Below are 2,285 nucleotides of genomic sequence, written 5' to 3'. Positions count from 1 at the left end.
GCAACAATTACGGCGATTGTGATGAAAGTTGGCAGCACAATATATCCTCACTCTTTTATTTTTGAATGGGCGGAGAGTCCAAGTATCTGTCTGCCTATTGACCACGGCGTTTACTTGTTAAGGGTAATGCTGTTTATAATTTCGCCGCCCACTTCAGCTGCAAAAAATTCATCATCAGCATTGTGTATGAGGCTGACGAGGTACTGCTGGGTCTGGTCGTCATTAAAAAGATATACGACTTGAACCAGCCGCTCTTCGCCGCTTGAATTTTCGCCGTAGAAGGCAAAATAAACCGCGGCATTCCCGTTCATATTGACATTGCCTTCAAAGGCAGCCAGTTCAATATTGCTGTATGTCTCACTAAACAGCATTTCGCTTATGCTCTGTGCAATGCTCTCGTCCCACTCGGCAGGCAGAAAGTCAAGCTCTGTTACTTCCATTGCGTCGGACACTGAGACTGCGGAATCGGGTCCGTTGGATAGATACGTCCCCTCGGTATAGGTAACCTCGCTAAAAACGTCCGGCACATTCATGGTAATATCACCGAACGTCATCGAAACAAACGTTGCTTCCGATGCTGCGGGTGCGGATGTCTCGGGAGCGGGAGTGGAATCGGGTGCAGCGCTGTCCCCTCCGCAGGCTGCAAGGCTCAGCACCATAACAAGCGCCATCATAAGTACCAGTATCTTTTTCATTTCTAAATCCTCCACTTTTGGGTTTGTATCGGGCAAATTCCCAGGGGTTCACTCTATCAAAAATTTTATGTTAAAAACCATTGTCTGCATGAAACATCGTTTTTTCGACATGAAACATGAATTTGGATAGGAAAGGGTTTCACACCTTTCTGATCATCATGCTGCTGATCCTGTATACGCCATGCCGGGCTGAATAACCGCCTGACCCGATGCACCGTCCCAGTACACATTGAATTGGGATTCCGTGCCTGAGAGCTTTTGTGCAAACTCACGCAGCTGAAGGTAGTTGGTATCGGTGTCAATCAGCCGAGCGTCTGAAAAGGTAAATACTTCGCCGTTCAGCTTGAATTTCGTTCCGCTCTGCCTAATATTTGTTGTATTTTGCAGCTTGGTTTGGGTGACCGCACCGCTGTACGGCTTTCCGGGCTCAATCACAGCATACTGTCCGTCCCAGTCCACATCAAACTGGGCGGCGGTGCCGCTGAGCATTGCCGCGATTGCGCGAAGCTGTAAGTAATTGGTGCTGTTTATGGTGTACGCCGCTGTCACAGATACGGGTTTGCCGTTCATGACAAAATTCGTATTGCTTGGGGAGGCGGTAACCTTCGGGGTCGCCCAGCCACTCGTCTTCGGAATGTCATCACCGCTCAATTCCCAGAAGACGATAGTCGTAGATTTAGACCCGGCAAGACCTCCTCTTACCGGGAACATGCCTCCCAATGAGAAGTTTCCTGCATGCACCTGAAAGTATAAATCAGTGTCTGTTGCGGGAGATAATGTGTACTTACCCTGATTATTGGTTAATCCGGGGCTGTAAGAGCGAGCTTTCCACAAGAATGGCTTATTTACCGCCGAGACTATATAGCCGTAATATTTGTCCGGCACTGTGCCAATATATCTGCCGTCCGCAACCCGTAGCGTCATTGTGTTGTCGCCCTTATTTTCCACATAAAATGCCCGGGTCCACTGCATGGCGCAGCTCCAACTATTCAGTTGTACCAAGTCGGCGCGGATGACGTCCACGATGTTGTTGACCTCCTCGACGTCAAACCGCAGACTATACCAACCGTCGGCGGGCGTCTTCGGGGTGCCGGGCACCGTCGCTCCGTCCGGGGGAGTTGTGGGGATAAACCGGATTTCTGCGTGTTCCGGCGAATCGGGAATGGGTTCGCTCGGGCAACGCCATTTGTCGATATGCTCCCAAATGATGATCTGAGTTCCGTTCGCATTTTTCTGCCCGGATGCGTTTAAGACGTAATCAATCTCCATGCGCGGGCGCAGGCTCCAAATATCCTTGGTGGACTTGTCTTCGTTGTAAATATCCCAACGGACCAGATTAACGGATGTATTCTCTACCGCCTTGACCCGCAGACCGTTGCTCATTTTCCGCGTGTCCAATCCCAGATATTTTCCGTCCTCTGTTTCCAGAAGTAACTCCCCGTCAAAACGGGCATAGAACTTTGCGTTTCCCTGTACAGTGTTCGTTTTATCGCGTAGCTCTACGTTGCCATTGGCATCTAAGTTAAGATAGTTGCCCATACAACGAAGATTGTACCAGCCCTCTTCGAGCTTCACGCCGTTGTTGCGAAG

At 49.8% G+C, this 2,285-nt stretch carries 2 protein-coding genes; both read right to left on the bottom strand.

Annotation, left to right across the window (positions count from 1 at the left end; genetic code table 11):
- Positions 1-110: 110 nt before the first annotated feature.
- Complete coding sequence (locus tag GX117_09330) at positions 111-695, bottom strand: acid shock protein (GenBank protein ID NLO33541.1); 585 nt, start codon at positions 693-695, stop codon at positions 111-113.
- Between the two features lie 156 nt (positions 696-851).
- Positions 852-2,285, bottom strand: a 1,434-nt coding sequence (locus tag GX117_09325; protein NLO33540.1) for a hypothetical protein, incomplete at its 5' end; no start/stop codon positions are given.

Source organism: Candidatus Hydrogenedentota bacterium (genome assembly GCA_012523015.1).
In the GTDB taxonomy this organism is placed as follows: Bacteria; Hydrogenedentota; Hydrogenedentia; order Hydrogenedentales; family CAITNO01; genus JAAYBJ01.
Note: the sequence above shows the minus strand (reverse complement) of the source record. Positions and strands in the feature narration are given on the sequence as shown.

Bases quoted from the DNA above. Each gene is read 5' to 3' on its own strand.
- GX117_09330 (NLO33541.1), bottom strand. From the start codon at position 695: ATGAAAAAGATACTGGTACTTATGATGGCGCTTGTTATGGTGCTGAGC.